25 protein-coding genes, 1 tRNA gene and 1 pseudogene are annotated in these 25,380 nt (G+C 68.8%); 7 read left to right on the top strand and 20 right to left on the bottom strand.

From position 1 onward, the window contains the following. Positions 1-215: 215 nt before the first annotated feature. Positions 216-869 carry a peroxiredoxin gene (locus RGD00_RS20670; protein WP_310459139.1) on the bottom strand — a complete coding sequence of 218 codons (654 nt, stop codon included), beginning with the start codon at positions 867-869 and terminating at the stop codon, positions 216-218. Between the two features lie 166 nt (positions 870-1,035). Here RGD00_RS20670 and RGD00_RS20665 point away from each other — a divergent pair, with 166 nt between their 5' ends. Next, positions 1,036-1,290: a hypothetical protein gene (locus tag RGD00_RS20665; RefSeq protein ID WP_310459138.1), complete on the top strand. Its 255-nt coding sequence runs from the start codon at positions 1,036-1,038 to the stop codon at positions 1,288-1,290. On the opposite strand, the gene RGD00_RS20660 is transcribed toward RGD00_RS20665, so the two are convergent. The 4 genes from RGD00_RS20660 to RGD00_RS20645 form a co-directional block, all read right to left on the bottom strand. Beyond that, entirely contained in the window at positions 1,280-2,014 is a 735-nt protein-coding gene (locus tag RGD00_RS20660; RefSeq protein ID WP_310459137.1) for a metallophosphoesterase, read from the bottom strand. The genes RGD00_RS20665 and RGD00_RS20660 overlap by 11 nt on opposite strands. A 55-nt stretch (positions 2,015-2,069) precedes the next feature. After that, positions 2,070-3,665, bottom strand: coding sequence for a phosphoglycerate dehydrogenase (gene serA, locus RGD00_RS20655; RefSeq protein WP_310459136.1), 1,596 nt, complete (start codon positions 3,663-3,665; stop codon positions 2,070-2,072). Positions 3,666-3,733: 68 nt separating this feature from the next. Further along, positions 3,734-4,879: a phosphoserine transaminase gene (locus RGD00_RS20650; RefSeq protein WP_310459135.1), complete on the bottom strand. Its 1,146-nt coding sequence runs from the start codon at positions 4,877-4,879 to the stop codon at positions 3,734-3,736. Positions 4,880-4,994: 115 nt separating this feature from the next. Continuing rightward, positions 4,995-5,297 carry a PepSY domain-containing protein gene (locus RGD00_RS20645; protein WP_310459134.1) on the bottom strand — a complete coding sequence of 101 codons (303 nt, stop codon included), beginning with the start codon at positions 5,295-5,297 and terminating at the stop codon, positions 4,995-4,997. A gap of 161 nt (positions 5,298-5,458) precedes the next feature. Here RGD00_RS20645 and serB point away from each other — a divergent pair, with 161 nt between their 5' ends. Next, positions 5,459-6,337, top strand: coding sequence for a phosphoserine phosphatase SerB (gene serB, locus RGD00_RS20640; RefSeq protein WP_310459133.1), 879 nt, complete (start codon positions 5,459-5,461; stop codon positions 6,335-6,337). A gap of 80 nt (positions 6,338-6,417) precedes the next feature. Beyond that, a complete protein-coding gene (locus RGD00_RS20635) occupies positions 6,418-7,845 on the top strand; it encodes a protein adenylyltransferase SelO (RefSeq protein ID WP_310459132.1) in 1,428 nt (475 codons plus the stop codon). Here the strand turns inward: RGD00_RS20635 and RGD00_RS20630 are convergent. Continuing rightward, positions 7,812-8,729 carry a DMT family transporter gene (locus RGD00_RS20630; RefSeq protein WP_310459131.1) on the bottom strand — a complete coding sequence of 306 codons (918 nt, stop codon included), beginning with the start codon at positions 8,727-8,729 and terminating at the stop codon, positions 7,812-7,814. The genes RGD00_RS20635 and RGD00_RS20630 overlap by 34 nt on opposite strands. Before the next feature lie 206 nt (positions 8,730-8,935). Here RGD00_RS20630 and RGD00_RS20625 point away from each other — a divergent pair, with 206 nt between their 5' ends. Next, positions 8,936-9,433 (top strand): bactofilin family protein, encoded by a 498-nt coding sequence (locus RGD00_RS20625; protein WP_310459130.1) that lies wholly within the window; start codon positions 8,936-8,938, stop codon positions 9,431-9,433. 391 nt (positions 9,434-9,824) lie between these two features. On the opposite strand, the gene RGD00_RS20620 is transcribed toward RGD00_RS20625, so the two are convergent. Further along, positions 9,825-10,256, bottom strand: a complete 432-nt coding sequence (locus tag RGD00_RS20620; RefSeq protein WP_310459129.1) for a PaaI family thioesterase — start codon at positions 10,254-10,256, stop codon at positions 9,825-9,827. A 57-nt stretch (positions 10,257-10,313) separates the two neighbouring features. Between RGD00_RS20620 and RGD00_RS20615 the strand changes: the two genes are divergently transcribed. Further along, complete coding sequence (locus tag RGD00_RS20615) at positions 10,314-11,105, top strand: enoyl-CoA hydratase (protein ID WP_310459128.1); 792 nt, start codon at positions 10,314-10,316, stop codon at positions 11,103-11,105. Positions 11,106-11,216: 111 nt separating this feature from the next. Here RGD00_RS20615 and RGD00_RS20610 read toward each other — a convergent pair whose 3' ends face one another. The 5 genes from RGD00_RS20610 to RGD00_RS20590 all read right to left on the bottom strand — a co-directional run bounded on the left by RGD00_RS20610 (position 11,217) and on the right by RGD00_RS20590 (position 18,264). Continuing rightward, a complete protein-coding gene (locus tag RGD00_RS20610; protein WP_310459127.1) occupies positions 11,217-12,476 on the bottom strand; it encodes a lytic murein transglycosylase in 1,260 nt (419 codons plus the stop codon). Positions 12,477-12,568: 92 nt separating this feature from the next. Next, positions 12,569-14,821 (bottom strand): ribonuclease R, encoded by a 2,253-nt coding sequence (gene rnr / locus RGD00_RS20605; RefSeq protein ID WP_310459126.1) that lies wholly within the window; start codon positions 14,819-14,821, stop codon positions 12,569-12,571. 47 nt (positions 14,822-14,868) lie between these two features. Beyond that, the gene (locus RGD00_RS20600; RefSeq protein ID WP_310459125.1) at positions 14,869-15,231 is read right to left on the bottom strand and encodes a DUF1127 domain-containing protein; all 363 of its coding nucleotides are present in this window, start codon (positions 15,229-15,231) and stop codon (positions 14,869-14,871) included. A gap of 219 nt (positions 15,232-15,450) precedes the next feature. Then, positions 15,451-16,740, bottom strand: coding sequence for a crotonyl-CoA carboxylase/reductase (gene ccrA, locus RGD00_RS20595; RefSeq protein WP_310459124.1), 1,290 nt, complete (start codon positions 16,738-16,740; stop codon positions 15,451-15,453). Between the two features lie 147 nt (positions 16,741-16,887). Next, complete coding sequence (locus RGD00_RS20590) at positions 16,888-18,264, bottom strand: 1-acyl-sn-glycerol-3-phosphate acyltransferase (protein WP_310459123.1); 1,377 nt, start codon at positions 18,262-18,264, stop codon at positions 16,888-16,890. Positions 18,265-18,372: 108 nt separating this feature from the next. On the opposite strand from RGD00_RS20590, the gene RGD00_RS20585 reads away from it, so the two are divergent. Beyond that, positions 18,373-20,352: a protein meaA gene (locus RGD00_RS20585; protein WP_310459122.1), complete on the top strand. Its 1,980-nt coding sequence runs from the start codon at positions 18,373-18,375 to the stop codon at positions 20,350-20,352. Positions 20,353-20,499: 147 nt separating this feature from the next. On the opposite strand, the gene RGD00_RS20580 is transcribed toward RGD00_RS20585, so the two are convergent. After that, on the bottom strand, positions 20,500-20,976 hold the full coding sequence (locus tag RGD00_RS20580; RefSeq protein WP_310459121.1) for a hypothetical protein: 477 nt from the start codon (positions 20,974-20,976) through the stop codon (positions 20,500-20,502). A 59-nt stretch (positions 20,977-21,035) separates the two neighbouring features. Between RGD00_RS20580 and RGD00_RS20575 the strand changes: the two genes are divergently transcribed. Continuing rightward, positions 21,036-21,112 (top strand) — tRNA-Met (locus tag RGD00_RS20575). A gap of 194 nt (positions 21,113-21,306) precedes the next feature. Here the strand turns inward: RGD00_RS20575 and RGD00_RS20570 are convergent. From RGD00_RS20570 to ssb, 7 genes and pseudogenes are all read right to left on the bottom strand, one after another. Continuing rightward, positions 21,307-21,873 (bottom strand): annotated as a pseudogene (locus tag RGD00_RS20570) (tyrosine-type recombinase/integrase); the annotation flags it as partial. 584 nt (positions 21,874-22,457) lie between these two features. After that, complete coding sequence (locus tag RGD00_RS20565; RefSeq protein ID WP_310459140.1) at positions 22,458-23,177, bottom strand: hypothetical protein; 720 nt, start codon at positions 23,175-23,177, stop codon at positions 22,458-22,460. A 309-nt stretch (positions 23,178-23,486) separates the two neighbouring features. Next, complete coding sequence (locus tag RGD00_RS20560) at positions 23,487-23,900, bottom strand: hypothetical protein (RefSeq protein ID WP_310459120.1); 414 nt, start codon at positions 23,898-23,900, stop codon at positions 23,487-23,489. A 65-nt stretch (positions 23,901-23,965) separates the two neighbouring features. Next, entirely contained in the window at positions 23,966-24,469 is a 504-nt protein-coding gene (locus RGD00_RS20555) for a hypothetical protein (protein ID WP_310459119.1), read from the bottom strand. Beyond that, a complete protein-coding gene (locus tag RGD00_RS20550) occupies positions 24,469-24,657 on the bottom strand; it encodes a hypothetical protein (RefSeq protein ID WP_310459118.1) in 189 nt (62 codons plus the stop codon). Before RGD00_RS20550 ends, RGD00_RS20555 begins: the two co-directional genes overlap by 1 nt. Next, positions 24,654-24,845: a hypothetical protein gene (locus tag RGD00_RS20545; protein WP_310459117.1), complete on the bottom strand. Its 192-nt coding sequence runs from the start codon at positions 24,843-24,845 to the stop codon at positions 24,654-24,656. The genes RGD00_RS20550 and RGD00_RS20545 overlap by 4 nt, the downstream gene beginning before the upstream one ends. Positions 24,846-24,856: 11 nt before the next feature. Then, the gene (ssb, locus tag RGD00_RS20540; RefSeq protein WP_310459116.1) at positions 24,857-25,285 is read right to left on the bottom strand and encodes a single-stranded DNA-binding protein; all 429 of its coding nucleotides are present in this window, start codon (positions 25,283-25,285) and stop codon (positions 24,857-24,859) included. Positions 25,286-25,380 lie beyond the last annotated feature (95 nt).

The raw sequence follows: 25,380 nt of genomic DNA, 5'->3' as shown, positions 1-25,380 counted from the left end.
TGGAGTTGCCCCGGCCGGGGGCCCCAAGCCCCCGGCCAGCGCCCGCCCCGCCCATGGCGGGCGCTTCTCGCCCGCCGGGGCAGGCGCTGGCCTGGCCGGGTTGCCCGGCATCTCCGTCCCTGACGACACCCCCGCGCGAACGGGCGGGGGAAACGCGATGCGTTTCCTGTTCCCGCCCGGCCCGCACGGTGTGCTGTCGGCGACCGGCCTTAAGATCAGGCCGGGCTTTTCATCTTGCGCAGGTAGGGCAGGACCACCTCGACCTCGCCGAAGCGGGCCCTGGCGTCCTCGGTCGAGACCGACAGCGCGATGATCACGTCATCGCCCAGTTTCCAGTCGGCCGGGGTGGCGAAGGGCACGCCGTCGGTCGCCCGCACCGCATCCAGCGCGCGCAGGATTTCCGCAAAGTTGCGCCCCACCGACATCGGATAGATCAGCATCACCCGGATGCGCTTGTCCGGCCCGATGATATAGGTGGTGCGCACCGTCGCGGTATGCGCGGGCGTGCGCCCGTCGGGCAGCACGGCATCGGCGGGCAGCATGTCGTAAAGCTTGGCGATCTCGAAATTCTCGTCCGCGAAGATCGGGAAGGTGACGGGCTTGCCCGAATAGGTCTCGATATCCGCCTTCCAGCGCAGGTGTTCCGCCAGCGGGTCGACAGAGATCCCGGCGACCTTGGTGTTGCGCTTGGCGAATTCGTCCGAAAGCTGCGCCACGGCACCGAATTCGGTGGTGCAGACGGGCGTGAAATCCTTCGGGTGGCTGAACAGGATGGCATAGCTGTCGCCGATCCAGTCGTGCAGCGTGATCTGCCCCTCGGTCGAATTGGCGGTGAAGTTCGGGGCGATGTCGTTGATGCGCAGGGACATGTGAAACCTCTCGTGGAATGGCCGCCCCATTGCGGGCGGCGTTGTCGGGGCAGGGGCCCGGCCCGGCGGCGGTATGGCTGCGGGCGGGGCGGATGCCGACGCGCGACTGTTGCATGGGCGGCGCGGGAACTGCAAGGTGCCGGGGCACCCCCGCGCAGAGGATGGAATGGAACTGCTGCTGCTGACCGCGACCGGAGTGGTTTTTGCCCTTTGGGCCGTGCTGGCCTTTCGCGTGCTGTTCCGGTTGCGGGCGCGGGCGGTGGAACGGTCGGGGGCGATGTTCCCCGGCCTTGGCGCCACGCTGGCCACGGTGGGCGATTTCGCCCGCGCCCCCGATTTCGCCCGCGACCGGCGGCGGCTGGCGGGGGTGACGGCGGGGCTTTTCGCGCTGATCCTGCTGCGGCTGGCGCTTATGGCCTAAGCGCCACGCGGCCGCCTTCGGTCAACAGCCAGACATCGCGCCCCTCGATCACCGCGGCGGTCAGCGGCCCGCCATAGGCCGCCCCCGAATCGAGGTTCACGCGGTTGCCGTAATGCGTGGCGCGGTCGAGCGCGGTATGCCCGTGCACCACCAGAACCCCATGATCGCGCGGGTCGGACAGGAAGGGTTCGCGGATCCAGATCAGGTCGGTTTCGGTCTGGTTCGCCAGCGCGACGCCGGGGCGGATGCCGGCATGGACGAACAGCACCTCGCCATGCCGGTGCATGGCGGGCAGGGCGGTCAGGAAATCGCGGTGGGCGGCGGGCACGGCCGCCCGCGCCTCGGCATGGACGGGGGCCACCGGCCGGTCCCCCGCCGCGCGCACCCCGTAAGAGGCCAGCGTCTGCGCCCCGCCGATCTTGGGGTGCAGGTAGCTGAGTTCCGCGCGCAGCCCCGCGTCCTGCCGTTTCGGATCGTCGAGAAAGCCCGTGAACAGCCGGTCGTGGTTGCCCTTCAGCACCACCCAGGGCGCGCCCGCGGCGGCGCCTTCCAGCAGGAAGTCGATCACCCCCGGGCTGTCGGGGCCGCGGTCCACCAGATCGCCCAGATGGATCACCGGCGCGGCATCGTCGCCCACCGCGCGGCGGTCGGCGGCAATGCGGTCATGCGCGCGTTGCAGAAGATCCAGATGGCCGTGGATATCGCCGATCACATAGCTGCGCATGATCGCCTCCAGTCAGAAAGGGGCGGCGGCCGGCCCGCCGCCCCCTTTGTCCGTCTCAGGCGCCGTCGAATTCCAGCGGCTTGACCTGCTGGAACTTGCCCGTCGCCTCCAGTTCCGCCACCACCGCGGGGGCGATCGGCTGGTCGAGGTACAAAAGTGCGATCGCATCCTTGCCCACGGCCGAGCGGCCGAGCGTGAAGTTGGCGATGTTCACCCCGTGCTTGCCGAGCGTGCCGCCCAGAAGCCCGATGATGCCCGGCACGTCCTCGTTGGTGGTGTAGAGCATGTGCTCACCGACCTCGGCGTCGATGTTGATGCCCTTGATCTGGATGAACCGCGGCTTGCCGTCCGAAAAACAGGTGCCCGCCACCGACCGTTCGCGCTTGTCGGTGATCATCGTCACCTTGACGAAGGCGTCGAACACGCCCGACTTGTCCTGTCGGGTGGTCGAGATCTGGATGCCGCGTTCCTTGGCCAGAACCGGGGCGGAGACCATGTTGACCTCGGGGTTCGCCGCCTTCATCACGCCGCCGATGACGGCGGCGTTCAGCGCCTGCAGGTTCATGCCGGACACCGCGCCATCGTAAAGGATGTTGATGGCCTTGATCGGCTCTTCGGTCATCTGGCCGATGAAGGCGCCGATATGGCCGGCCAGCTTCAGCCACGGGCCCATCACCGCGGCTTCCTCGGCGGTGACGGAGGGCATGTTGAGCGCGTTCTGCACCGCACCCGACAGCAGGTAGTCGGAAATCTGTTCGGCCACCTGCAGCGCCACGTTTTCCTGCGCCTCGGTGGTCGAGGCGCCCAGATGCGGGGTGCAGACGACATTGGGATGGCCGAAAAGGACGTTTTCGGTCGCCGGCTCGACCTCGAACACATCGAGCGCGGCGCCGGCGACATGGCCCGAATCCAGCGCATCCTTCAGCGCCGCCTCGTCCACCAGACCGCCGCGGGCGCAGTTGATGATGCGCACGCCCTTCTTGGTCTTGGCAAGGTTTTCGCGCGACAGGATGTTGCGGGTCTTGTCGGTCAGCGGCACATGCAGGGTGATGAAATCGGCCTTGGCCAGCAATTCATCCAGTTCGACCTTGGTCACACCCAGTTGTTTCGCCCGTTCTTCCGACAGGAAGGGGTCATAGGCCACGACCTTCATCTTGAGCCCCACCGCGCGGTCGCAGACGATGCCGCCGATGTTGCCCGCCCCGATCACGCCGAGGGTCTTGTTGAACAGCTCGACCCCCATGAACTTGGACTTTTCCCACTTTCCGGCATGGGTAGAGGCGCTGGCCTCGGGCAGTTGCCGGGCAATGGCGAACATCATGGCGATCGCATGTTCGGCGGTGGTGATCGAGTTGCCGAAGGGCGTGTTCATCACGATCACGCCGCGCTTGGAGGCGGCGGGGATATCCACGTTGTCCACGCCGATCCCGGCGCGGCCGACGACCTTGAGGTTGGTGGCCTTTTCCAGCAGCTTTTCGGTCACCTTCGTGGCCGAACGGATGGCGAGGCCGTCATACTGGTCGATGATCTCTGCCAGCTTTTCCTTGTCCTTGCCGAGCTTCGGCATGTAGTCGACCTCGACGCCACGGTCGCGGAAGATCTGGACGGCGGTTTCGGAAAGTTCGTCGGAAACGAGAACGCGGGGGGCCATGTCGGGCTCCTTCGTGGAAAGGGGGGACGCAAGCCCCGGCCTGCGGGGCCGGGGCTGTCGCGAAAGGGTCAGAGCGCGGCGATTTCCGCCTCGAACGCCCATTCGATCCAGGGCATCAGCGCCTTCACATCGGCGGTCTCGACGGTCGAGCCGCACCAGATGCGCAGGCCGGGGGGGGCGTCGCGATAGGCGCCCACGTCCAGCGCCACGCCTTCCTTTTCCAGCCGCTTGGCCACCGCCTTGGCGAAGGCGGCGCCGTCGGTGATGCGCGGATCGGTGAAGCGCAGGCAGACCGAGGTGGTCGAGGCCGTCGCGGGGTCCTTGGCGAGATTCTCGATCCAGTCATGGGCGGCGACGAATTCGGCCACCGCGCCCGCGCTGGCCTCGGCCCGGGCGATCAGGCCCTTGAGCCCGCCCACCGATTTCGCCCATTTCAGCGCGACGAGGTAATCCTCGACCGCCATCATCGAGGGGGTGTTGATGGTCTCGCCCTGGAAGATGCCCTCGATCAGCTTGCCGCCCTTGGTCATGCGGAAGATCTTGGGCAGCGGCCAGGCGGGGGTATGGCTTTCCAGCCGTTCCACCGCGCGCGGCGACAGGATCAGCATCCCGTGCGCGCCCTCGCCGCCCAGGACCTTCTGCCACGAGAAGGTGACGACATCGAGCTTGTCCCACGGCAGGTCCATCGCGAAGGCGGCGCTGGTGGCGTCGCAGATCGTCAGCCCGGTGCGGTTCGCGGGGATCTTGTCGCCATTCGGCACCCGCACGCCAGAGGTGGTGCCGTTCCAGGTGAAGACCACATCCTTGTCGAAATCGACCGTGGCGAAATCCACGATTTCGCCATAGGGGGCCTTGCGGACGGTCGCGTCGAGCTTGAGTTGCTTCACCACATCGGTGACCCAGCCTTCGCCAAAGCTTTCCCAGGCCAGCATTTCCACCGGCCGGGCGCCAAGCAGCGACCAGAGCGCCATTTCCACCGCCCCGGTGTCGGACCCGGGCACGATGCCGATGCGGTAGTCCGCCGGCACGCCCAGAATCTCGCGGGTAAGGTCGATCGCCTCTTTCAGCTTTGCCTTGCCGACGGCGGCACGATGCGACCGGCCGAGCGGCGCGTCGACGAGCAGGTCATAGGAAAAGCCGGGGATCTTGGCGCAGGGGCCAGAAGAGAAACGCGGATTGGCCGGCCGCGCGGCCGGGGTCTTGGCGTCAGTCATGGTATCCTTCCAGATAAACGCCCCTCGTTGGGGAGGGGTGTCCCGAAATCGCGGATACGCCTGTTACCGCAGAATCGCAAGGGCGATCTGCGGGGCGGGCCAGTTCGCCGCAGGGTCAGTCGCAGGGGCCGATGCCGGTGATTTCATAGGTGGTCCTGCCGGGGCCCTGCGGGGGCAGGGGTTTCAGCCGGACATCGACGGAACAGCCGGGGCCTTCGACCTCCCACACCAGCACGCCGTCGGGGAGGGTGCGTTCCAGCTCGACCTGCGTCACGGGCATCTGGCGCAGGGCGTCCGCGACCGCCTCGGACTGCAACAGGGTGGCGATCTGCGCGGCGCTGTCGTGAAAGCCCGAGACGGCGGCATGGGCCGCGGCGGGCAGGGTCAGCGCGGCGGCAAGGGTGAGGGCAAGCTTCATGGCGCGATTCCTTCTGCGGATGCTGTAGCTCGGGGCTCGCGCCCTGACCCCGGGCCATGCGGCGGTCGGGCTGCGGCTGTCAACGGGGGTGCCGGTGGCCGCTGGCCAACCCGGCGGATTGCCGCTAAATGGCCCCGGATAGCCCTCAACCGGACCTGCCCATGTTCGTCGCCACGCTTCTGACCGCGCCCGCCCGGGGCCAACTCGACCCCGCCACCGCCGAATCGCTGCGCAATGCCTGGGGCGGCGGCGCGCTGCGCTGGCTGGCGCCGGGCGAGGCGGCGGAATTTCCGCTGCCCGCGATCCCGGAAAACCGCTGGCAGGTGTGGGAGGCGTTGCAGGCCCGCGGCGTGGACCTGATCGTCCAGCGGGCAGAGGGGCGGCGCAAGCGGCTGCTGATCGCCGACATGGACAGCACCATGATCGGGCAGGAATGCATCGACGAACTGGCCGATCTGGCGGGCGTCGGGCCGCGGGTGGCGGCGATCACCGCGCGGGCGATGAATGGCGAGCTGGATTTCGAGGGCGCGTTGCGGGAACGTGTCGGCCTGCTGGCGGGGTTGCCGGAAACGGTGATCGCGCAGGTGCTGGCCGAGCGTATCACCTATACCCCCGGGGGCGCCGAACTGATCGCGACGATGAAGGCGCAGGGCGGCTATGCGCTGCTGGTATCCGGCGGGTTCACCGCCTTCACCACGGCGGTGGCGGCGCATCTGGGCTTCGACGCGCATCGCGCCAACACGCTGCTGGCCGAAGGCGGCGCGTTGACCGGCCGGGTGGCCGAGCCGATCCTGGGCCGCGCCGCCAAGGTCGCCGCGCTGGAGGAATTCACCGCCCGCCTGGGCATCACCCCGGCAGAGGCCATCGCGGTGGGCGACGGGGCGAATGATCTGGGCATGCTGCATCTGGCGGGCACCGGGGTGGCGTTGCACGCCAAGCCCGCGGTCGCGGCGCAATGCGAGGTGCGGGTGAACCACGGCGACCTGACGGCGCTGCTGTACATCCAGGGCTATGCGCGCGACGAGTTCGTCGGCGGATAGCCGCCCCCCGCCCGTGACACCGCGCCCTTGCGGGCGTATGCAGGATAGGGGCCCGGCCGAGGGCCCGTAGCGGGGTGCCGATGCGGTTCGACAACAGCTATGCCCGCCTGCCGGAACGGTTCTATGCCCGCCAGCATCCCACGCCGGTGGCGGTGCCGGGGCTGGTGGCGGTCAACGCCGCGCTGGCGGCGGAAATGGGGCTCGACCCAGCCGAACTGTCCCGCCCCGAATGGGTCGAGGTCTTTGCCGGCAACCGCATCCCCAAGGGCGCCGACCCGCTGGCGCAGGCCTATGCCGGGCACCAGTTCGGCGGATGGGTGCCGCAATTGGGCGATGGCCGCGCGATCCTTCTGGGCGAAATCCTCGGCCCCGACGGCCGGCGGTGGGATATCCAGCTGAAGGGCGCGGGCCGCACGCCGTTTTCGCGCATGGGCGACGGGCGGGCCTGGCTCGGCCCGGTGCTGCGCGAATATCTGGCGTCGGAGGCGATGGCGGCGCTCGGCGTGCCCACCACGCGGGCGCTGGCCGCCGTCACCACCGGCGAGCCCGTCTGGCGCGAGGAAGGCCGGCTGCCCGGCGCGGTGCTGTGCCGGGTGGCGTCCTCGCATATCCGGGTCGGCACCTTCCAGTATTTCGCCGCCCGCGGGGATACCGAGGCGCTGCGCCTGCTGACCGATATGGCCATCGCCCGCCACCACCCCGGGGCGGAAGGCGCGCTCGGCCTGTTGCAGGCGGCGGTGGCGGCGCAGGCGCGGCTGGTGGCGCAGTGGATGGCCCTGGGGTTCATCCACGGGGTGATGAACACCGACAACGCCCATGTCGGCGGGCTGACGATCGACTATGGCCCCTGCGCCTTCATGGACGTGTTCCACCCGGACCGGGTGTTTTCCTCGATCGACAGTTACGGCCGCTATGCCTGGTCGAACCAGCCGCAGATCGCGGTCTGGAACATGGCGCAACTGGCAAGCTGCCTCCTGCCGCTGATCGACCCGGACGAGACCCGCGCCGTGGCGCTGGCGACAGAGGCGGTGCATGCCTTCGCCGGGATCTATCAGGCCGAATGGCTGGCCCGGTTCGGGGCCAAGATCGGGCTCGCCGCGGCGCGGGCAGAGGACGAGGATCTGATCGGTGGCCTCCTCGATCTGATGGCGGCGGAAGAGGCCGATTTCACCCGCGCCTTCCGCGGGCTGGCAGAGGGCACCGCGCGCGACGAATTCGTGGCCGGTGCGGCTTTCGACGCCTGGGCCGGGGGCTGGCAGGCGCGGCTGGCGCAGGAACCCGGCGGCATGGAGGGGGCTGAGGCGCGCATGGCCGCGGCGAACCCCGCCGTCATTCCCCGCAACCACCGGGTGCAAGAGGCGATCACCGCCGCCGTGGCGGGCGATTTCGCCCCCTTCCACCGGCTGCATGCCGCGCTGGCGGACCCTTTCGGCGCCCCGCCCGACAGCCCCTTCCGCACAGCGCCGCTGGCGGATCAGGTCGTCCGGCGCACCTTCTGCGGCACCTGACGCCCGGGCCGGTTCACCAGCACCAGCCCCGCCAGCACCAGCGCACCGCCCGCGATCAGCGCAAGGCTCAGCGGTTCGCCCAGCATCGCCCAGGCCAGCACCAGCCCCAGAACGGGGGTGAGGAAGGTGAAGCTCGCCACCCCCGAGGCGGGATAGATCGCCAGCATGGAAAACCAGATCATGAATCCGCCCGCGACCACGACCACCGCGGCGAAGACCAGCCAGCCGATTTCCCCCACCGTGGGGTCGCGCAGGAACGGGCCGAAGGCGAAGGACGCCACCAGCAGCACCGGCACCGACACCGCCTGCATCCACAGCACCTGCATTTCCGACGACATCCCCCGCGCGCCCGCCGTGCGGCTGAGCAGCGTCAGGCAGGCCCACAGAAGCGCGCCCCCCAGCATCAGCGCATCGCCCGCGATGCTGCCCCCGCCCGCGCCGCGTTCGGGGTCGATCACCGCCAGCGCCATGCCGCCAAAGGCCAGCGCCAGCCCCGCTGCCTTGCGCGGGGTCATCCGTTCGCCCGGGATCACGAAATGGGCGATCAGCGCCATCCACATCGGCATGGTGTAAAGGATCACCGTGCCCCGCGTCACCGTGGTATGGTCGAGCGACAGGAAGATGCAGACGAACTCCGCCGCATAGACCAGCCCGAGCAGGAGGCCGAGCCGCACCGTCCCCGGCGCGATCGCGGTCGAATGCCCGCGCGCGCGCATCCACAGCCAGATGCACCCCGCCGCAAGGACAGACCGCAGCGCCGCGCCGAAGATCGGCTGGAATCCGTCGTTGATGTACTTGATCGAGATCTGGTTGAAGGCGAAGATGATGGAAAGCGAGGCCAGCACAACGGCGCCGGTCAGGTCGATACGGTCCTTGCGTGGCATGCTGTCCTCCGTGCCCCGGGGCACCGTCCGCCGGCCCGCGCGGCATGTCAACCCCGCCCACCCCGGCGGAGTGGCGCCCAACGGGCCGCCGTTCTTGCCGCAGGCGCCGCTAAGGGCTTGACCGTGGCGGGCTGGTGCCGCTCAATCGCCGGCGATGGCCTTCGGGCCGCCGGATAGGGGCGCCGGGCGCGCCCGGAGGAGTCAGGATGTTTTCGAGGTCGCAGGATGAACGTGTGCCGCCCGCGGGGCAGGGGACGGCGGGGGGTGCCGGTGCGGGGCATGGCACGGGGCACGGCGTGACGGGGCAGCGGTCGGTGCTGGCCGCCGACCTGCGCGTGACCGGCATCGTCGCCAGCGAGGGGCTGATCGAGGTGCATGGCATCATCGACGGCGAGGTGACGGCGCAGTCGGTGCTGATCGGCCATGACGGCGAGGTGTCGGGCAAGGTCACTGCCGGTCAGGTCGAGGTGCGCGGGCGGATCAAGGGCGAGGTCTCGACCGTCCGCCTGACGCTGCGCGCGGCGGCGCAGCTCGATGCCGATGTGATGGCAGAGGTGCTGCTGATCGAATCGGGGGCGCAGGTGCAGGGCAATTTCAGCCGCCCCGTCCCGCAATTGCCCCCGCCCGAGGCCGCAGAACCCGAACCCCCGGCAGCAGAGCCCCCGGCGGCCGAGCCCCCGGCCGAGGATCCCCCCACCGCGTGACGCCCGTTCCCGCCGGCAAAGGCGGGATCGCGCCGCGGGCCGCCAGACCGGGGTAAGCCCCGGCCTGCGGACGCAGGGGCTGTGGTTGCTCCCGGTTGAGTGGTCGCGTTGTCCTTTCCCTGCCGGGCGCGGGCAGATGGACGCAGGCCGTAGCAAACGCCGCCCACGGTCTGGCGGCGATGGTGCGCACCCGCCCGGCCGGATTGCCGGTGGAGGGGGCGGGAGCCTCCGGCGGGGATATTTGGATCACGGTGAAAGGCGGGCGGCGGATCCCTGCGGCGAAGGGGCTTCACCTTTTCCCAAATACTCCCGCCGGAGGCTGCCGACAGCAGCCACGGGCACCGGGCGCGCGAAAGGGGCGATGGCCGCAGGACGGGGCCCGCCCCGCCCCTCAGCCCCGCGCGGGCGGGATCGAATAGGTCATCCCGGCGCGCGCCACCGGGGCGGGGGTGCCCTCGGAATGGACCAGCACGTCGCCCACCGCCAGCACGCGGCCCAGTTTCAGCAGCCGCGCCTCGGCGATCAGGGGGCGGCCGGCGGCGGGTTTGCGCATGAAGTCGATGCTGCATCCCGTCGTCACCGCCAGCGCCACCGGCCCGATCCGCGACAGGATCGCAAGGTAGAAGGCCACATCCGCCAGCATGAAGATCGTCGGCCCCGACACCGTGCCGCCCGGGCGCAGGTGGCGGTCGTCCACGACAAGCCGCAGGTGCAGCCCGTCCGGCGTCAGCGACTCCACCCGCAGATCCCCGGCCACCTGCCCGAACTCGCGCGCCATGAAGGCATGCAGCCCCTCGATATCCATCGCCAGTGCCGAAGTCATTATCTTTCCCTTTGCCTGTGCTTTGCTATGCTTTCCGCAAAGCTGGATGGTGGCAAGATGACACAGACCCTTCTGACGCGACGTGACGAGGGCGCGGTGGCGACCCTGACGATGACGGCGCCGGCAACGCTGAACGCGCTGTCCGTGCCGATGCTGGCGGCGCTGGCCGAGGCCTTTGCCCGGCTGGAGGGCGACACCGCAATCCGCGCCGTGGTGCTGCGGGGCGAGGGCAAGGCCTTCTGCGCCGGTCATGACCTGCGCGAGATGCAGGCCGCGCGCCGGTCCGCCGATGGCGGGCGGGCGTGGTTCAGCGAGTTGTTCGCCCGCGCCGCCGCCGTCATGCAGGCGATCCCCCGCCTGCCGCAGCCGGTGATCGCCGAGGTCCACGGCATCGCCACCGCCGCGGGGTGCCAGCTGGTCGCCAGCTGCGACATGGCCGTGGCGGCCGAAGGCACGCGGTTCGGGGTGAACGGGGTGAACATCGGGCTTTTCTGTTCCACCCCCATGGTGGCGCTGACCCGCAACATCCCGCGCAAGTCGGCGTTCGAGATGCTGACCACCGGCGCCTTCATCGACGCCGACCGGGCGCTGGCGCTCGGCCTTGTCAACCGCGTCGTGCCTGCCAAGGGCCTGTCGGAGGAAACGGCCGGTCTGGCGCGGAGCGTGGCGGGCAAGCTGGGGGCGGCGGTGCGGATCGGCAAGCAGGCGTTCTACGAACAGGCCGCGATGGATACGGCCGGGGCCTATGCCTATGCCGGCCGGGTGATGGCCGAGAACATGATGCTGCGCGACACCGACGAGGGCATCTGCGCCTTCCTGGACAAGCGCAAGCCGGATTGGCCTGTGTAGGGCGATCGACCGTCAACCCGCCGCTGTGGCTGGCGAAGGCGCGTGCCTTCGCCGCCGCGATGCCGGTGGAGTTGCCCCGCCCGGCCCGGCGGCGGGCTGAATACCCCCGCCCTACCGCAGCCGGTTCAGCAGATCGAGCGAGGGATAGCCGTCCGGCACCAGCCCGGCCGCCGCCTGATAGCGCGCGATGGCGGCAAGCGTGTTGGGGCCGATCTTGCCGTCCGCCCCGCCGGTGTCATAGCCCGCACGGGTCAGGCGTTCCTGCAATTCCTTCCGTTCCTCCGCCACCAGCGCGCGGTCGCCGCGGGGCCAGGGGGTGCGGAAGGCGCCCCCGCCCTTCAGCCGGTCGGACAGATGGCCCACGCCGATGATATAGCTGTCGGCGTTGTTGTACCGCCCGATGACCGAGAAGTTGCCGAAGATCATCAGCGCCACGCCCCGCGCCCCCGCCGGCAGCAGGATCGAGGCCGCGCCATGGTCCGGCAGCCGCCCGCCCGCCGCCGTGCGCACGCCGAGCGCCTGCCAGTCGGCCACGGATTTCTTCGTCTTCTTGCCCGCCAGCGCATAGTTGAAACCGCGGGGCAACGTGACCTCGACCCCCCAGGGCTGGCCCTTCGTCCAGCCGTGCCGCGCCAGATAGGCGGCGGTGGAGGCGAGCGCATCGGCCGGGTTGTCCGACCAGATGTCGCGCCGCCCGTCGCCGGTGAAATCCACCGCATAGGCCAGATAGGAGGTCGGGATGAACTGGGTATGACCCATCGCGCCGGCCCAGCTTCCGGTCATGTGGCGCGGGTCGGTGTCGCCGGCCTGAAGGATCTTCAGCGCCGCGATCAGCTGTTCTTCAAAGAACGCGCCGCGCCGCCCGTCATAGGCCAGCGTGGCCAGCGCCGGGATGATCAGCGTGGTGCCGCGATGGGCGCCATAGGCGCTTTCCAGCCCCCAGACGGCGGCCACGACCTCTTTGTCCACGCCATAGCGCGCCTCGATCTGGGTCAGCACCCGGCCATGTTCGGCCAGCGCCTTCTGCCCGTTGGCGATGCGCGTGTCGGACACCGCGCTGTCGAGATATTCCCAGATCGTCTTGGTGAATTCGGCCTGCCTGCGGTCGCGGGCGATGATCTCGGGGTCGTACCAGGCGATCGCCAGCGCACGGTCGAAGGTCGCCGGGCTGATCCCCTGCGCCAGCGCGCGGGGGCGGAAGCCCTGCACCCAACGGTCGAAGCCGGGGTTGGGGGCCGCGGGCAGGCTGGCCGGCGTCACCTGCGCGCGCGGCATGGGGCGGGGTGAGCTTTCCACCGTCGGCCCCGCGAAACCGCATCCCACCGGCAGCATGGCCGCCGAAAGCCCTGTAAGCATGATCCATTGCCGCATGACGCTACCCGATTGCCTCTGCCCGTTTTTCGTTTTGCGGCAGTCTAGCGTGAAACGGGCGGCCCGCAAAGGGCCGCGCGTCGGGCCGGCGGTTACTTGCGCCGCCGCAGCACCTTGCGCGACTTGGCGGCGGCCTTTGCGGCCTTGCCCGCCTTGCGCCCCGGGGTGCGGCCCCGTTTCGCGGGCCGGCCGCCGGGAAGCCCGCGATCCTCGACCTCCAGCAGGTCGAGCGTCAGGCCCCCGGTCAGCGGCACGGCCTCTGCCAGCCGGACGGTGACGCGCTGGCCGATGCCGAGCGTCAGGCCCGTGTCCGCCCCCATCAGCGTCTGGCTGTCGGGGTCGAAATGGAAGAACTCGCGCCCGATGGAGCGGATGGGGATCAGCCCGTCCGCCCCGCTTTCGTCCAGCTTCACGAACAGGCCGAACCGCTGTACCCCGGAAATCCGGCCGGCGAATTCATGCCCCACCCGTTCCGACAGCCAGGCGGCCAGATAACGGTCGGTCGTGTCGCGTTCGGCGGCCATGCTGCGCCGTTCGGTATCGGAAATCAGCTTGGCGGTTTCTTCCAGCTGTTCCATGTCCTGCGCCGACAGCCCGTCATCGCCCCAACCGTGCCCGAGGATCAGCGCGCGGTGCACGATCAGGTCGGAATACCGCCGGATGGGCGAGGTGAAATGTGCGTAGCTGCGCAAGGCCAGCCCGAAATGGCCGAGGTTCTGCGCGTGGTAGTATGCCTGCGTCATCGACCGCAGGGTCGAGATGTTCAGCAATTCGTCGAAATCCGTGCCCTCGGCCTGCGCCAGAAGGCTGTTCAGATGCGCGGTCCTGAGCACCTGCCCCTTGGCCAGCGTGAAGCCCGATGCCTCTGCCACCTCGCGCAGCGCGTCGAGTTTCTCGGGGCTCGGTTCCTCGTGCACGCGGTACAGAAGCGGGCGGCGCAGGCGTTCGAGTTCCTCGGCGGCGGCGACATTGGCCAGCACCATGAATTCCTCGATCAGCCGATGCGCGTCGAACCGTTCGCGGAAGGCGACCGATACCACGCGGCCGTCCTGCGACAGTTCGATCCGCCGTTCCGGCAGGTCCAGATCCAGCGGCTGGCGCAGGCTGCGGGCACGGGTCAGCGCGGCATAGGCGGCGTAAAGCGGCGCGATGACCTCTGCCATCAGCGGTGCGGTGCGGTCTGTGGGCGCGCCGTCCTGCGCGGCCTGCACCTCTTCATAGGCCAGCGCGGCGGCGGATTTCATCATCCCGCGGGTAAAGCGGTGCGACAGCTTCTGCCCCTGCGCGTCGATCTTCATGCGCACGGCCATGCAGGGCCGGTCCACCCCTTCGTGCAGCGAACACAGATCGCCCGACAGCCGGTCGGGCAGCATCGGCACCACGCGGTCGGGGAAATAGGTGGAATTGCCGCGCCGCCGCGCCTCGCGGTCCAGCGCGGACCCGGGGCGGACGTAATGGGCGACATCGGCGATGGCGACCCAGATCACATGCCCGCCGGGGTTCGTCGCATCGTCATCGGCATGGGCCCAGACCGCATCGTCGCGGTCGCGGGCATCGGCGGGGTCGATGGTGACGAGCGGCAGGTGGCGCAGATCCTCGCGCTCGCCCAAAGGCGCGGGGCCGGCGGCTTCGGCCTCTGCCAGCGCGGCGTCGGGAAAGACATCGGGGATGCCGTGCTGATGGATGGCGATCAGCGACACCGCGCGCGGCGCCGCCGGATCGCCGAGGCGCGCCACGATGCGCGCGCGCGGCAGGCCCATGCGGCCCTTGGGCCCGGCGCGTTCGGCCTCGACCAGTTCGCCATCCTTCGCGCCCTCGGTCGCGTCGGCGGGGACGAGCCATTCCTTGTCCTCGCCCTTGTCGATGGGCAGGATGCGCCCGCCCTCGGGCCCCTTGCGGAAGATGCCGAGGATGCGTTCGCCCCCGCCGCCGATGCGGCGGATCAGGCGGCCCTCATGGCTGTGGCCGTCGCCCTCGACCTCTGTCAGCCGGGCCAGCACCTTGTCGCCGCGGCCGAGCGCGGGGTCGCCCTGCCGGGGGATCATCAGGATGCGCGGCGCGGGGCCGGTGCCTGCCCATTGCATGGGCCGGGCGAACAGGTCGCCCTGATCGTCGGGGCCCGTCACCTCCAGCACGCTGACGGGGGGCAGGCGTTCGGCCTCGCGGTAGCTGCGCTTGCGGCGGGCCAGCGCGCCTTCCTCGGCCATCTCGTTCAGCAGCCGGCGCAGGTCGGCCCGCGCCGCGCCCTTGATGCCGAAGGCGCGCGCGATGTCGCGCCGCCCGCTTTCGGTCGGATGCGCGGCGAGCCAGTCGAGAATGTCCTGCTTCGACGGAATATCGGTCATCGGCCCCCCGTATCACGGGGGGCCGGGCGCGTCATGTGGAAATCGGCTCAGCCCTCGGGGCGGGCGGCCTTTGCGCGGTAGAATGCCGCGTTGGGGCAGAAGCCGACATTGCCGGGCTGTGCGGTGCCGGCGTCGAGCATGTGCCGGCATTGCCCCACCGCGTCGCAATGGCCGCAGTTTTCCAGCAGTTCGAGGTATTCGTTGCGCAGGGCGCGGATGTCCTCGACCGTCAGGCCGAAAACGGCGGCCATGCGCGCCATCCGCTCGGGCACCTCGGGCGACATGGTGACAAGCTCTTCCAGTTCATAGCGCGACAGGCCCAGATCGGCCAGTTCGCGTTCCCCCAGCTTGTCGAGTTCGTCGAGGCTGCGCCAGCGGTACAGCAGGTTGCGCAAGCGTTCCATCATCATCCCGAATCCCTCCCGTTCGCGCCCGGTTATGGGGCGACGCTGGCAGGAAACCGGCTCGCGCGCCTTGATTTGGCTCAAGCGGGGAAGATTTTCGACCCGATGGCCGGGGCGGATGGCTGCGCCTCCGGCGGGGATATTTCCGGACAGAAAATGGGGCAGGTTCTGCAAGAAGATGCCCGCCGCGGGCGCGCGCGGCGGGGCAGGGAAGGCCGGGCGCGGTCAGGCGCGGCTGGCCTCCAGCGTGTCCTCGAAGGTGCGCAGGCCGGCGCGCGGGGCCTGCACCAGCACCGCCATGTTGCCCGGCTTGTGCCTGTTGCGCAGCATCAGCGTATGCGCCTCGGGGATCTGGGCCCAGGGAAAGACCTCTGACATGCAGGGGTCCAGCCGGCGTTCGCACATCAGCTTGTTCGCCGCGCTCGCCTGTTTCAGATGGGCGAAATGGCTGCCTTGCAGGCGTTTCTGGTGCATCCACATGTAGCGCACGTCGAAGGTGCAGTTGAACCCGCTGGTGCCGGCGCAGATCACCACCATGCCGCCCTTCTTGCACACGAGGGTGGACACGGGGAAGGTCGCCTCGCCGGGATGTTCGAACACCATGTCGACGCTGACGCCCTTGCCGGTGATGTCCCAGATCGCCTTGCCGAACTTGCGCGCCTCTTTCAGCCAGATGTTGTATTCCTCGCTGTTGACCTTGGGCAGCTGGCCCCAGCATTTGAACTCGTTGCGGTTGATCACGCCCTTGGCGCCGAGGCCCATGACGAAATCGCGCTTCGATTCGTCGGAAATCACCCCGATCGCATTCGCCCCGGCGGTATTCGCCAACTGGATCGCGAAAGACCCGAGCCCGCCCGACGCGCCCCAGACCAGCACGTTCTGGCCGGGTTTCAGGTCATGGGGTTCGTGGCCGAAGAGCATCCGGTAGGCGGTGGCGAGCGTCAGGGTGTAGCAGGCCGATTCTTCCCACGTCAGATGCCGGGGGCGGGGCATCAGCTGCTGCGCTTGCACGCGGGTGAACTGGGCGAAGCTGCCATCGGGGGTTTCATATCCCCAGATGCGTTGGCTGGGCGAAAACATCGGGTCGCCGCCGTTGCATTCCTCGTCGTCGCCGTCGTCCTGGTTGCAGTGCACGACCACCTCGTCGCCCACCTTCCAGCGTTTCACCTTGTCGCCCACGGCCCAGACGATGCCCGCGGCATCGGATCCGGCGATGTGGTAGGGCTGCTTGTGGCCGTCGAAGGGGCTGATCGGCACGCCGAGCCCGGCCCAGACGCCGTTGTAGTTGACGCCGGCGGCCATCACCAGGACCAGCACCTCGTTGCTGTCGATCTTCCAGGTGTCGACGACCTCGACCTGAAACGACTTGTCGGGTTCGCCATGCCGCTCGCGCCGGATCGCCCAGGCGTACATCTGTTTGGGCACATGGCCGAGGGGCGGCATCTCGCCGATCTCGTAGAGGTCTTTCTTGGGCGCGTCATAGGCGACGATGCCCTGTTGCGTATCGAGTGCCATCGGGGCCTCCGGTCAGGAACGGTGCCGCACCGCAGAATCGTGGGTGCCTATGCCGATGGATAAATTCCTGCGCGTAATAATGCAACAGACATGATTGTGAGGTTGAAAGATTATAACCCTGCAGTTGCAGCATGATCTGCCGCAGGGTCACGCCTCTTGCAGATGTTGCAGCACCGGCGCGGCATGAAAGGCCAGCAGCGCCCCGGCCCCCGGCGCGGCCAGCAGGCGCCCGTCCTGCCGGGTGACGATCCCGCGCGACACCAGCGGGCGCAGCGCCGCGGCGGCCAGCGTGGCGGTATCCTCCATCCCCACGGCGAGGGTGGCGCCCTGCGTGCGCAGGCGGTCGCGCAGGGCGGCGAGGGTTTCGGGCAGCGCGGTTTCCGTCAGCCCCCCGGGCCCCGCCCCGGCGATGGCGGCGGCGACCAGCGGCACCGGCAGCACCGGCACCACGCGGCGCACCCCCGCCATCAGCCGGTCGGCCAGCGCGGCCACATCCGTCCCCGGCGCCTCGGCCAGCAGCCGGCGCAGCGAAACGGGCGTGCCGAAGCTGACCCCCACCGTGCCGAAACCGCCGAACCGCCCGCGCAGGCCCCGCCATGCCATCCGCCCGACGAACCGCGCGATCGTCCAGGGCCGGGCGCGGAACCGGCGCTGGCCGGTGGCGGCGGCCTCGGTCAGCAGGCGATCCTCCAGCACGCGGTCGTAGCTGAGGCCCACGGGCACGAACACCACGTCCCGCCCGCCGCCGCGCGCGAAACCGTCGTGGATATAGCCGATCAGCCCCAACCGCGGCGCGCCCACCCGCCCGTCGAGGCTGAGCCCGCCTTCGGGAAAGATCGCCTGCGCCACGCCCTCTGCCGTTGCCATCTGCACATAGCGTTCCAGCACCTTGCGGTAGAGCGGATCGTTGTCGCGCCGCCGGATGAAATAGGCCCCCATCGCGCGGATGAGAAAGCTCAGCGGCCAGACCCGCGCCCATTCGCCCACCGCATAGGAAAGGGTCATGCGGCGCGAGGCGAGCCATGTGACCAGCACGTAATCCATGTTGCTGCGGTGGTTCATCACGAACACCACCGTCGCCTCGGGGTCGATGCCGCGCAGCGCCGGGTTGTCGGCGGAAAACACCTGCACCCGGTACAGCACCCGGCTGAGCCAGCGCGCCAGCCGCACCGCGATGCCGAAATAGATCGTGGCGGAAAAGCCCGGCACGATTTCGCGCGCATAGCGGGTGGCGCGTTGCAGGGCGACCTCTTCGGGCATGCCGGTATCGCGGGCATGGCGCACGGCGGCGGCCAGCACCTGCGGGTCGTAGACCAGCCGCAACACCCGGTCATGGCGTTCCAGCAGCTTGAACGGCTCCACCGGCCGTTGCAGCCGCCGGTTGATCCGCGCCACCGCCCGTTCCATCCGCCGCCGCAGGAACCAGCGCACCGAGGGGAACAGGAAATGCGAGGCGAAGGTGACGGCGGCAAAGGCCAGGATCAGCGCCAGCAGCCAGACCGGGATTGCCACCACCCCGCTCATCGCTGCCCCCCGGGCGTGGATGCCGCAACGCAGCGAATTGACAGGGCCATAATATGTCCGGTATCTACAGTCGAAGGTAACAATGTTGCTTGCCCGTCAGGAGAGCCCATGTCCGATCCCGCCCCCGCCCCGCGCAAGGAAAAGCCCTGGCTGTTTCGTACCTATGCCGGGCACTCGACCGCGGCCGCCTCCAACGCGCTCTACCGCATGAACCTTGCCAAAGGCCAGACCGGCCTGTCGGTCGCCTTCGATCTGCCCACGCAGACGGGCTATGACAGCGACCACGAACTGGCCCGGGGCGAGGTGGGCAAGGTCGGCGTGCCGGTCAGCCATCTGGGCGACATGCGGATGCTGTTCGACGCGATCCCGCTGGAACAGATGAACACCTCGATGACGATCAACGCCACGGCGCCGTGGCTGCTGGCGCTCTACATCGCGGTGGCCGAGGAACAGGGGGCGGATGTCGCCGCGCTGCAAGGCACGGTGCAGAACGACATCATCAAGGAATACCTGTCGCGCGGCACCTATATCTGCCCGCCGAAACCGTCGCTGCGGATGATCACCGACGTTGCGGCCTATACGCAGAAGCATCTGCCGAAATGGAACCCGATGAACGTCTGTTCCTATCACCTGCAAGAGGCGGGGGCGACGCCGGAACAGGAACTGGCCTATGCGCTGGCCACCGCGCAGGCGGTGCTGGACGATCTGCGCGGCAAGGTTCCGGCGGCGGATTTCCCCGACATGGTGGGGCGGATCAGCTTTTTCGTGAACGCCGGGATCCGCTTCGTCACCGAACTGTGCAAGATGCGCGCCTTCGGCGACCTGTGGGATGAAATCTGCCGCGAACGCTATGGGGTCGAGGATCCGAAATACCGCCGCTTCCGCTATGGCGTGCAGGTGAACAGCCTCGGCCTGACGGAACCGCAGCCGGAAAACAACGTCTACCGCATCCTGATCGAGATGCTGGCGGTCACGCTGTCGAAAAAGGCCCGCGCCCGGGCGGTGCAGCTGCCGGCGTGGAACGAGGCGCTCGGCCTGCCGCGGCCATGGGACCAGCAATGGTCGCTGCGGATGCAGCAGATCCTCGCCTATGAAACCGACCTGCTGGAATACGACGACCTTTTCGACGGCAACCCGGCGGTGGACCGCAAGGTGGCCGAACTGAAGGAAGGCGCGCGCGCCGAACTGCGCCAGATCGACGCCATGGGCGGGGCGGTCGCGGCGATCGAATACATGAAGGGCCGGCTGGTCGAGTCGAACGCCGAACGCATCGGGCGGATCGAGGGGGGCGAGACCGTGGTGGTGGGCGTCAACCGCTTCACCCAGACCGAACCCTCGCCGCTGACCACCGGCGACGGCGCGATCATGGTGGTGGACGAGGCCGCCGAACGCGACCAGATCGCCCGGTTGCAGGCCTGGCGCGCCGCGCGCGACGAAACGGCGGTGACGGCCGCGCTGGACAGGTTGCGCGCGGCCGCGCTGTCGGGGGAAAACATCATGCCGGCCTCCATCGCCGCCGCCAGGGCCGGGGCCACCACCGGCGAATGGGGCGACATGGTGCGCGCCGCCTTCGGCCAGTACCGCGGCCCCACGGGCGTATCCCGCAGCCCGTCGAACCGCACCGAGGGGCTGGAGCCGATCCGCGAGGCGGTCGATGCGGTGTCCACCCGCCTCGGCCGGCGGCTGAAGTTCCTGGTCGGCAAGCCGGGGCTCGACGGCCATTCCAACGGCGCCGAACAGATCGCGGCGCGCGCCCGCGACTGCGGGATGGACATCCATTACGAAGGCATCCGCCTGACGCCCGCCGAAATCGTCGCCGCGGCGGCGGAACAGCAGGCGCATGTCGTGGGGCTGTCCATCCTCTCGGGCAGCCATATTCCCCTGATCACCGAGGTGATGGACCGGATGCGCGTCGCGGGCCTCGGCCATATCCCCGTCACCGTGGGCGGCATCATCCCCGAGGACGACGCCGACCACCTGCGCGCCCTTGGCGTGGCCGCGGTCTATACGCCGAAGGATTTCGAGCTGAACCGGATCATGCTGGATCTCGTGGCGCTGGTCGAACCGCAAAGCGCTGCGGCCGAATAGGCGGGGCGGCGCCCCTGGGGGGATGCCTTGGGATGGAAGGTGGACAAGGGTCTGCTCTCGGCCGACCGTTCTGCGCTTTCTGTCCTTAAATATCCCCGCGCGGCGCGCTTCCGCCCTCTCCACCCGGCCATCCGCGTGGCAGGGGGCCTAATCCACGAACCGCCCCGCCCGGCTGAGGTCGAAGATCACGATCAGGCTGTCCCGGATCGCGTCGAATTCGATCCGCCGCCCCTCTTCGGTGACGCGCAGGTGATAGCAGGTCGGCACGCCCCGGTCGGGGCGGGGGGCGAAGGTCTGGCAATAGCGGTTGCCCTCGACCCACCAGCGTCCCTCGCGCGGGCTCAGGCTCTGCGGCACCAGCCAGGGGCGGAAACCGTAGGTCGTCGTCCCGTCCGCCCGCCAGGTCTGGGTTTCCGCCTTCGCCCCGGTGCCGTGCAGGGATTCGGGCAGGTCGAAGGCCACGGTGCGGCCTGCCAGCAGCCGCGCGATGCCGTCGCCCGCAGGATGCCGGCCAAGGCACCCCGCCAGCGCCAGGACCGCCATCAGCACCATTCCCCCGCGCATCGCCAGCCCCCTGCCGAGCCGCCCGCAGCAAGGCTCGCCCGCCCCCGCGCCGCCTGTCAAGCCGCGCGCCTTTTTCCCTTGACGCCCCTGCATCGCTTCACTACGTAGCAGCCACCAGTGGCTAGGTAGCTCAGCAGGTTAGAGCACGTGACTCATAATCACGGGGTCGGGGGTTCGAGTCCCCCCCTCGCCACCACAACTTCCCTTTGATTTCTTGGGTTCTTTTTCTGCGTGGCAACCTGCCTCGATGGACCCGTTTACACCACCGTTTACAGTTTGCGTTCCGGTCTTGTGCTCGTCCAGCTTTCGGATCGCCGACTCTGCCAGCGTCGCATCGCGGCTGAGATAGTGCTTGGCAAGGATCGCCTCGGCTGACTTTGGGTCGTGTCCGGTGATGGCGTAAATTTCGGGGATGCTGCACCCCGCCTGCGCCAGCCGGAGGACCGCCGTGCCGCGGGAATCGTGGAATGTTCGCCCCTCGATCCCGGCAGCCGCCCGCGCTTTGGCGAAGCTGGTCTGATAGCCGTCCAGCGTCCAGGGTCTGCCGCGGGATGTGGTGCAGATCGTCAGCGCAGTGCCGCGGCTTGCCTTAGCGGCGTCCAGATGTGACCGCAGGTCTGTGGTGGTTGGGATCGCCAGATGTGTGCCGGTCTTGCTTTGCCGCACCATGATCCGTGATCCGTCATAGGCTGCCCATGTCAGCCGCAGGATGTCGCCCTCACGCTGGCCGGTATCGAGGGCGATGCGAAACGGCAGGGCCACATGTGGCGGGGCGACGGCGAAAAATGCGCTGACCTCCGCCTCAGTCCAGACGATGTGCGCGCGGCTGCCGCGCGAGAGCCTGCCGGGCCTCTCTGCCGGGTTGATCGGTATGCGCCTGCGGTCATGCGCCCACGACAAGATCCGGGCCAGCACCGCGAAGGTATAATCTGCCTCCCGCGCGCCCTTGACCGCCATGCCGTCTCGCCAGTCGAGTATGTCGCCTCGGAACGCCGGGCTTGCGATGGCGCCAACCGGCATATCCCCATATTCCGCCTCGATTTTGCGGATGCGGCGCTTGTACCCGTCCCGGGTAGACCTGGCGAGATCGAGGAAGGCGGGGCTGCGCTGGTAGTCGTTGATGATCTGCTGAAACTGGCCCTCGTATCGCTTTGCGTGATCGTCCCGATCTGCCGTGAGCCGCCGGAACTCGGAAACGAATTCCGGTGTCCCGGGCGCGGCATCCATACGCGGGCCGCCCCGCCATGCGTAGTAATGCAGGCGCGCGCTGCCATCCGCCAAGCGGCGGCTGACTTTATGCAGGCCTTTCAGCACGACGCGCACCCTTTCTGGCCCTCCACGCCTCAAATGGGTCGGCTTGCGCACTAGCCGCCGACTCCGTTGTGATGACGATGGACCCATCAGCGGTGATTTCGCAACGGGCAACCGTCATGCCGCCTTCAAGGGCCCCCTTGATGGCGCGCGTCACGTCGGACTGGCGAAACCTGCTGCGGCTCATCTACCCCTCCCTCCTCGCGCCCGCGCTGGACAGCTCTGCGGCGCTATCCATGCGCGGCCTCCTTCTCAGCCCACCCGCCCCACTGGTCGGCGCAGGCGTCGGCCACGCCCGCGAACGTGCGCGACCGGAACCGCCAGCGGTCCGGCCCGGGCGGCGCGCGGTGGACGGCCGACCAGCGTTTGTGCTCCTCGGTGCCCGGCCGGGGTGGGGTCAAACGGCACGTCGGCGCCAGCGGCGGCAGGCCGCGCAGGTAGAATCCCGTCGCCTTGAAGAATGGCTCACCGAACCACCACGGCTGCACGATCTGCGGCTTGGGCAGGTCAGCCGGCAGCCGCACTGTTGCATATGGATTCATTATCGGGTTTTCCACCGCCACACGCGGGATTGGCGCCCGCCAGCAGGCCGCGAAAAGATCAACCCCACGCTCCAGATCGAACCATAGGAACGCCAGCCGCTCATCCCGCGACATGCGAGCGAAAGCTTCGCGTTCGTGGTCGGGGTAAGTCGGCGGAAGCTTTTTTGACGGCTCTTTGAGCCAGCGGACGCCGCTATTACAGAGGCGGGTGCAGGGCGGGTGCGCCACCACCAGCAGATCCCACCCGTCGCCCAAGTGATCGCGGACGTCGCCGCGGATGTGCCGGTTGCTGCCGTCCTCGGCGGGCAGCAGGTCGCAGGACCACACGTCATGTCCGCGCGCGGCGAAGGCGCGGCGCATGACGCCCGAGGTTTCGCAGCCGATCAGGATGCGCATGGGGTCAGCCATCACGGGTTCAGCCATCACGCCCTCCGTAAATTACATGCAGTTCTGCCGCCCTGCGAACCGTCTGAAGCACGGCTGTCGCGGGCAAGGCCCCGGCGGTGCGCCAACGGTCGATATAAGCCCCGACCGCGGAGTGGTTCAGATCCCCATCCTCGCCAGCCCGCGCCATCCGCCGCCCACAGATGGTGCACACATAGAAGGATAGGTGGACGTGGCTTGTGACCACCCCCTTGTGCGTCCATTTGCATGACGAGTCTGTGGCGTGCAGCTTCATGGCATGTTGCCCCAGAGCACAACGGATACGCTGCCACATCACGCGCCCATATCGCTGCGGGGAGGGGCGGGCAGCGGCGTCCAGTGGGTGGGGGCCTCTGGGTCATGGGGATCAACCGTCATATCAGTAGTATCCCACCGCCCATCTTCCGGGGCCCACCATGTTCTGCGCACGTCCCACGCATCCACGCACATCGGCGGGGTAGGATACCATGCCAAGAAGCTCGACCCATCCATCGGCGCGGTCTCGATGGGCTGCCAGCCCGGGTCCAGCGCCGGGGCGGGGTTGGCGGGATGGGCATAGAGGGGAACTGTTCGGTACTCATCACGCAACCGACGCACGGACGCGACCTTTCCGCTTTTGAACATCTCAGCCCACGCCACCGGCTCCTGCCCTTCGGTCAGCGCCTCGTCCAGCGGCAGCGGGTGGTGCTCGGGTTGGGTCGGGTGCATGGCGGCCTCGCGGGTTAGGTGGACTGTCGTTCGGGATGGCCGCCCGCGCGGGGCGGCGGGGGGCGTCAGGCTGCGCGGCTGCGCAGTTCGTCGGGCGGCACGCCAAGCTTCGCCGCGATCCAGTCGAGGATGGCGTTTTTGCTCTCCCGGAACCGATCACCGCCCATCGCGCGGACGGACTGGCTTTCCGGCGTCCAGATCGTCACCACCGGCCCGCGCACGCGCCCGATGGCATAGCCGTGCTTGCCTGCCTCTGCCGTCACCAGCGCCTGCTTGACGCGCTGCGCGGTCGCATTGCCGCCGCAGTCTAAGGTGTAGGTCTGGTGGTAGCCGCAGGCGATCAGGGCGTGCTTGCGCAGGGTTTCCGCCGTCTCGGCATAGGGCTGCATGGCCTCGTGCTCGGGCAGGTTGAGCCATGCGTCGTTGATCCATGCAAACTGGTGCCGGTGGCTCGCCATGCTGCGCCCGCGCTCGACGGTCACGATGACGACCTCGCCCTCGGCCAGATCGGGCGGGCTGTTGGTGAGCAGCCGCAAGGTGCCGTCCTGCCAGCGCGCGCGATACTGCATCAGTTCGCCCCCATGATCTTGTAGTGCTTGTCGAATACCGCCTGCGCGAGGCTCCGGGCCGCGTCGCCACCGCCGAGGACTTCGGCGGCGTGATCGACCAGCAGGCTTTCTTCCTGCCACCCATAGGCAGCGACAAGGCTCCGCATGGCGTCCAGCGCGCGGCGGCGGCGGGTGCGATCAGTGGTCATCGCGGACGCCCTCCTGCACCGCGGATCGCGGATTTCACGAACGCGCCGTGCGCTTTGCGCTGGCGCAGCGGCGGCTGGTAGCCGTTGATCTTGCCAACGACATTCGCCAGCCGGGAATGCTCCGCCCGGCGGTTGCTGGCGTTGCCCTTGGCGCTGATGAGGTGTTCGCCTTTCCAGTCGTCTGACACGCGCGCCTCCGTCAAAACGGGATTTCGTCGTCAATGTCGGCGGGCCCGGGCGGCATGCTGTCGCGGCTATAGGCCTCGTCCTGGCCGCGCGCCGCTCCGGTGCTGCCCCCGGCCCCATCGGGCCAGTCGATCACGTCGAGGCGGGCGCTGAACCCTGACAGAACCACCTCGGTCGTCCAGCGGTCGTTGCCGCTCTGGTCCTGCCACTTGCGGGTGCGCTGCGCCCCCTCGACCAGCACCCGTCCGCCCTTGCGCAGGAAGCGTTCAGCCACTCCGGCGAGGGCGCCCCACACGACAACCGTATGCCATTCGGTGCGCTCTTTCTTTTCGCCGGTGGCCTTATCCTTCCACTGCTCTCCCGTCGCCATGCGGAAGGTCGCGACCTTATCGCCGGATTGCGTGCTGCGGATTTCCGGGTCGGAGCCGGCTCTGTTGCACAAATCGGCTGCTGATCGGACTTCCCCTTTCCCCGGACAGATTTATCCTGCGACCTCTGTGATGGGCGTGCCGAGCGCGGTGAAGCCGTTGAGCACGG

Origin of the sequence: Ruixingdingia sedimenti (genome assembly GCF_031432425.1) — a bacterium.
In the GTDB taxonomy this organism is placed as follows: domain Bacteria; phylum Pseudomonadota; class Alphaproteobacteria; order Rhodobacterales; family Rhodobacteraceae; genus Ruixingdingia; species Ruixingdingia sedimenti.
The sequence above is the reverse complement of the archived record's forward strand: the minus strand, read 5'-3'. Positions and strand labels throughout refer to the sequence as shown.